We start from the raw sequence: 5,178 nt of genomic DNA, 5'->3' as shown, positions 1-5,178 counted from the left end.
GGTCACCGACCCGCCGGCCGGGGTGAACTTCAGCGCGTTCGAGATCAGGTTCAGCGCGATCTGCTTCACGGCCCGCTTGTCGGCTTCGGCCTGCAGCGGCGCGATGGGCAGGACGCCCCGCAGGTTCACGCCCGCCCGGTCCGCCTGCCCGCGCATCAGCCGCAGCACCGCCGAGACCGCCTCGCGCGCGTCGAAGGTCTCGACGTGCAGTTCGAACGCCTCGGCCTCGATCTTCGACATGTCGAGCACGTCGTTGATCAGCTCCAGCAGGTGCGTGCCGCTCTCGTGGATGAGCTCGGCGTACTCGGCGTAGCGGTCGCCCAGCGGCCCGAACAGCCGCTGCCGCATGATGTCGGAGAAGCCCATGATGGCGTTGAGCGGCGTGCGCAGCTCGTGGCTCATGTTGGCGAGGAAGCGCGACTTGCCGGCGTTCTGCTGCTCGGCGGTGATCCGCTCGGCGTCCAGGCGCCGCTCGCGCGCGAACTGCTCGCGCGCATCACGCACCGCCGCCACCAGGCGGCCCGCCTCGGTCGCGCGGAAGGTCAGCTCCAGCCAGCCGTCGCCGTCGCCCGCCTGCGCCAAATAGACCTGCGCGCGGCCGTCCCGCGCCGCCGTGTGCAGCGCGCCGGCCAGCGCCGGCAGATCGGCCTCGGCCACCAGGTGCCCGAGGCTCTTGCCCTCCAGCCCGCGCGGCGCGTAGCCGCCCACGGTCGCCCCGGCGGCGGCGATCACGCGGCCGGCCTTGTCCAGCGAGGCCAGCAGCAGCGGCTGTGCGTCCAGGATCTCCAGCACCTGCTCGGCGCGGTCACGCCGGCGGTTGTCGCGCGCCACCATGCCCTGGAAGCCCACCAGCCCGGTCGCGAAGCCCAGCGTCACGGTCGCCAGCGCCAGCAGGCCCAGCCATGGCGCGGCGGCCGGATTGGCCACCGGCAGCGGCATCAGCGCCGCGTCCAGCGTCGAGACCGCCGCGGCGGCCAGCGAGGCGGCGGCGCCCAGCGCCAGGGTCTCGCGCGTGCGGAAGGCGGTGGCGGCCGCGGCCGGCGCCAGGCACCAGGCCGCCAGCGGCCCGGCCGGCCCGCCGGTCAGGTGGCAGGCCGTCGCCCCGGCGACGCCCCAGATCAGAACCGCAGCCGCGCGCCCGGCCCCGCCCAGCGTGGACAGGAGCGCGCCGATCACCGCGGCGGCCCCGCCTGCGGCCAGCGCCATCAGCTCCGGGCCCACAGGCAACAGGCCGCGCGCCGACAGCAGCCCGGTCGTCACCGCGACGGCCAAGGCCCAGCCGCCATGCCACGCCAGACCCCCATGCACGAAAAGGGGCGCCGCATCGCTGCGGCGGCGCAGTTTCGCCGATGTCGGGCGGGCCCCGGCCATGAAGAACCTCAGACAGCCCCGTCAGGTTCGGAGGCCGACACTAGCCGTGGGGGCAGATTCGCGCGAGCGTACGCGCGGGCCACAGCCGTCGCGCAAGACTTTTGCAACCGCCTTGCGCCAGCTTGCGGCCCTCGACCCTGCAGGCGCGCCGCCGATTCATGGCTGAAGAAGCCGATCCCCCGTCCAGCGGCGTCAGCCGAGCCCAGGCCCGCCTCGAGGCGGCCATGGACGAGCAGAAGCGGTCGTTTCTGCGCATGGTCAGTCATGAGCTACGCACCCCCTTGAACTCGATCCTGGGGTTCTCCGAGATTCTCAATTCCGAACTGTACGGACCCCTGGGGGCTCCCCAGTACAAGGAATATGCCGGGATCATCCACGCCAGCGGCCAGAAGCTGCTGAAACTCGTGAATCAGGTGTTGGAGATCGCCCGCCTCGAAGGCCGCACGATCGACTTCGACGCCGCCAGCGAGCCGCTCGACAACGCCCTCGACGACGTCCTGCCCGGCCTGCGCTCCGAGATGAACGCCCGCAACGTCGAGGTCGAGGTCATCGAGCCTCTGCCCAGCGTCATGGCCGACCACCGGGGCATCCGCCAGGTTCTGACGCAGCTCGTCCAGAACGCCATCGCCTTCTCGCCCGAGGGCGGCGTGGTGCGGGTCTCGGCCGAGATCCAGAGCGGCATGGTCGAGCTCTCGATCCGCGACGACGGCGAGGGCGTCGATCCCGACGAGATCCCGCGCCTGATGGCCCCCTTCGAACAGGCCGAGACGGCGCTCACCCGCAAGGCCGAGGGCGCGGGCCTGGGCCTGCCCATCGCCGACCTCACCTGCCGCGCCATGGGCGGGCGCCTGCGCCTCATATCTGCGCTCGGCCAGGGCCTGACGGCGGTGGTGCGCCTGCCAGTCGGGTGAACCCGGTTGCGCCGCGCGCGCACGCCGCTTAACTCCCGCCGCACATGGCCGGCATCGACGACGCGCTTTCCGAACTCGCCGACGAGTTCGATCTCCTGGGCGACTGGGAGGAGCGCTATCGCTACGTGATCGAGCTGGGCAAGGACCTGGCCCCTCTCTCCGACGCCGAACGCAACGACCTGACCAAGGTCCGCGGCTGCGCCAGCCAGGTCTGGCTGGTCACCGAGCCCCAGGCCGACGGGACGCTCCGCTTCCGCGGCGACAGCGACGCCCATATCGTCAGCGGCCTCATCGGCATCGTCCTTCGCCTCTACTCCCGGCGCACGCCCGCCGAGATCCTCGCCTTCGACGCCAAGGCCGCCTTCGACAAGCTGGGCCTCAGCGGCGCGCTGTCGTCCCAGCGCTCCAACGGCCTGGCCTCCATGGTCGCCCGCATCCGCCGCGACGCCGAACTGGCGCAGGCGGCCTGATGCTCGACCGTCGCCAGCTCTTCGCCCCGCTCTGCGCCGCCCTCGTCGCCGGCCCCGCTCTCGCCCAGGCGCCGTACCGCCCGCCCCGCACCCGTGACGGCGACCCGGACCTCGACGGGACCTGGACCAACGGCAGCTACACCGAGTTCGAGCGGCCCGACGGCCTCAAGACGCTCAACCTCTCGCCCGCCGAGGCGAGGGCCTGGGAAGAGAAGCTGCACGGCAGCAAGGGCATCAATATCCCGAGCGATCCGCTGGGCCAGAACGACTCCGAGTTCCCGGAGGTCGGCTCGGGCCTTACGCGCGTCGATGGCCAGGCGCGAAGCTCGGTCATCGTCGAGCCCGCCGACGGCCAGTTGCCCTACAGCGACGCCGGCATGCAGCGGCTGGGCATCCGCAAGCACCGCCGCCGCTGGACCTACGACAACGTCGAGGAGCGGCCCGAGAACGAGCGCTGCCTCACCGCCGGCAACGCCGGCGCCCCGTTCGTTCCGGAGCAGGACGCCAACCTGATCCAGATCGTCCAGACCCGCGATGAGATCGCCCTCGTCGCCGAGCGCTACCACGACGTCCGCATCATCAAGATCGGCGCCGAGCCCAAGGCCGCGCCCGACTGGTTCGGCCAGTCGCTGGGCCGCTGGGACCGCGACACCCTGGTGGTCACCACCCGCGGCTTCCGCGCCGGCGTCACCCGGCGTACCGACGACGTCTTCCTCTCGGACAGCGCGATCGTGGTCGAGCGGTTCACCCGCACCGGCCCGCACGAAATCTTCTACGAGTTCACGGTCGACGACCCGGCGCTCTACGCCTCACGCTGGCGCGGCGAACAGATGCTGACCCCGGCGCCCGGCCGCATCTTCGAGTACGCCTGCCACGAGGGGAACTACGCCCTGACCAGCATCCTGGCCGCCGCCAGACAGGGCAACCAGCCCGCCCCGACGCCGCCGGCAAAGCCCGCGCCCTAGAGGGGGGAGAGGGAGAGGGAGAGGGAGAGGGAGAGGCGGCTAGGCCGCCGGCCGGATTCCGGTCGCGGCGCCGCCGACGTGGCCGACCACCGCATCGTAGCCCAGGATCATCCCCACGCCGTCGCCGTCATTGGCGAGCGGCAGACGGATCCAGACGATCGACAGGTGCGACGCGCCGCGCCAGGCTAGGCTGTGCACCCCCACGCCGGGCTTGCGGTCGCTCACCACCTTGTCCAGCTCGCAGCGCCAGTAGTCGGCGGCGGCGGAATTGTAGACTTCGCCGAACGAGCGCCCGGTGATCTCGCGGCCGTAGACGCTGTAAAGCCCCGTCCCCGCCAGCCGCACGCGGTAGTCCTCGCCCGTCGTCTCCGGCGTCTCGATCAGGCTGACGGTGGGCAGCAGGCGCTTCATGTGCGCCGGGTCGACTTTGCGGCGCGGCGGCGCGGCGTTCGCCTCGCACAGCGAGCGCCAGTAGGCGAAGAGCTCCTCATGAGCCCGGATCGCAGCCGTCGGAGGTCCGATCTGCGCCGCCATCTTCAGTTACGCCGGTAATCGCTTGGATTCATGACGAATCACAATCGCTGACCCGCGAATCGGCGGCAAGCCGAAAGTGGTTAACGCGGTGCGAAAGTCCAATGACGTGGCGCCGCCGCTCAACCTCCCTCTGCGAAGCGGGGGAGGGGGACCACGAAGTGGTGGTGGGGGCGTTGGGCGCGCGCCGCCGCGCGCAACGAAAACGCCCGCCGGAGGTCCGGCGGGCGTTTCGATCTCAGCCTTGGGTGAAGCTTAGCGCTTCTTCTTCGGCGCCTGGCGGCCGCCCTGGCCCAGGCCCATCTGCTTGGCCAGGTCCGAACGCGCCTTGGCGTAGTTCGGGGCGACCATGGGATAGTCCTTCGGCAGGCTCCACTTGGAGCGGTATTCCTCGGGGCTCATGTTGTACTTGGTGCGCAGGTGCCGCTTCAGCGACTTGAACTTGCGGCCGTCTTCCAGGCAGACGAGATAGTCCGGCGTGATCGAGCGGCGGATCGGCACGGCCGGTTCCTTCGGCGCGGCTTCCACGGTTTCGACGCCCGACGAGACGCCGGCCAGCGCCCGGTGGACGCTCTGGATCAGGCCTGGCAGGTCGGCCGCCGCGACAGTGTTGTTGCCGACGTAGGCGGAAACAATGTCCGCCGTCATCTCGATGACTTCCGACTTCTCGTCCATTTATCGGGTTCCAAAGGTTTCGCGCCAACAGAGGGCGCTGAGTGATTCATAAGATCAGTGCGCCGTCATTATCTGCATCGAACGCGCCATACAACCAGGAAACAGAGAAAAGCAGCACTCTCCTATTGCGAGAACAGAAGACGAGCGCAACGCGAGCAATCAGCAACGACCGATCCAGTAAGAGTGTCCGCTGTACCTCACCTCTTCGACGTGCGCCGCAGGATGACGCTGCGCCCCAAACGAAACGGCGCCCCG

General features: G+C 70.3%; 6 protein-coding genes. 3 read left to right on the top strand and 3 right to left on the bottom strand.

All coding sequences use genetic code 11. The annotated features are described in order from the left end of the window. Positions 1-1,371, bottom strand: a 1,371-nt coding sequence (locus JNL41_RS00635; protein ID WP_293472195.1) for a histidine kinase dimerization/phospho-acceptor domain-containing protein, incomplete at its 3' end; no start/stop codon positions are given. A gap of 158 nt (positions 1,372-1,529) precedes the next feature. On the opposite strand from JNL41_RS00635, the gene JNL41_RS00630 reads away from it, so the two are divergent. From JNL41_RS00630 to JNL41_RS00620, 3 genes are read left to right on the top strand one after another with little or no spacing between them, the layout of a single operon-like run. Further along, positions 1,530-2,282 carry a HAMP domain-containing sensor histidine kinase gene (locus tag JNL41_RS00630; protein WP_293472193.1) on the top strand — a complete coding sequence of 251 codons (753 nt, stop codon included), beginning with the start codon at positions 1,530-1,532 and terminating at the stop codon, positions 2,280-2,282. Between the two features lie 44 nt (positions 2,283-2,326). Beyond that, positions 2,327-2,752 carry a SufE family protein gene (locus JNL41_RS00625; RefSeq protein ID WP_293472191.1) on the top strand — a complete coding sequence of 142 codons (426 nt, stop codon included), beginning with the start codon at positions 2,327-2,329 and terminating at the stop codon, positions 2,750-2,752. Further along, positions 2,752-3,717, top strand: coding sequence for a hypothetical protein (locus tag JNL41_RS00620; RefSeq protein ID WP_293472189.1), 966 nt, complete (start codon positions 2,752-2,754; stop codon positions 3,715-3,717). Before JNL41_RS00625 ends, JNL41_RS00620 begins: the two co-directional genes overlap by 1 nt. 39 nt (positions 3,718-3,756) lie before the next feature. Here the strand turns inward: JNL41_RS00620 and JNL41_RS00615 are convergent, their stop codons facing one another. Both JNL41_RS00615 and JNL41_RS00610 read right to left on the bottom strand, forming a co-directional pair. Beyond that, positions 3,757-4,251 (bottom strand): PAS domain-containing protein, encoded by a 495-nt coding sequence (locus JNL41_RS00615; protein WP_293472187.1) that lies wholly within the window; start codon positions 4,249-4,251, stop codon positions 3,757-3,759. Positions 4,252-4,503: 252 nt separating this feature from the next. Beyond that, on the bottom strand, positions 4,504-4,923 hold the full coding sequence (locus JNL41_RS00610; protein WP_293472185.1) for a MucR family transcriptional regulator: 420 nt from the start codon (positions 4,921-4,923) through the stop codon (positions 4,504-4,506). Positions 4,924-5,178 lie beyond the last annotated feature (255 nt).

The sequence above is a fragment of the Phenylobacterium sp. genome (genome assembly GCF_016793285.1).
Lineage (GTDB): Bacteria > Pseudomonadota > Alphaproteobacteria > Caulobacterales > Caulobacteraceae > Phenylobacterium.
This window is presented reverse-complemented; position numbering and strand designations above follow the sequence as displayed.

What these genes read in the sequence shown, in the direction of transcription:
- JNL41_RS00630 (WP_293472193.1), top strand. Translation starts at nt 1,530, where the DNA reads ATGGCTGAAGAAGCCGATCCCCCGTCCAGCGGCGTCAGCCGAGCCCAG.
- JNL41_RS00625 (WP_293472191.1), top strand. Translation starts at nt 2,327, where the DNA reads ATGGCCGGCATCGACGACGCGCTTTCCGAACTCGCCGACGAGTTCGAT.
- JNL41_RS00620 (WP_293472189.1), top strand. Translation starts at nt 2,752, where the DNA reads ATGCTCGACCGTCGCCAGCTCTTCGCCCCGCTCTGCGCCGCCCTCGTC.
- JNL41_RS00615 (WP_293472187.1), bottom strand. Translation starts at nt 4,251, where the DNA reads ATGGCGGCGCAGATCGGACCTCCGACGGCTGCGATCCGGGCTCATGAG.
- JNL41_RS00610 (WP_293472185.1), bottom strand. Translation starts at nt 4,923, where the DNA reads ATGGACGAGAAGTCGGAAGTCATCGAGATGACGGCGGACATTGTTTCC.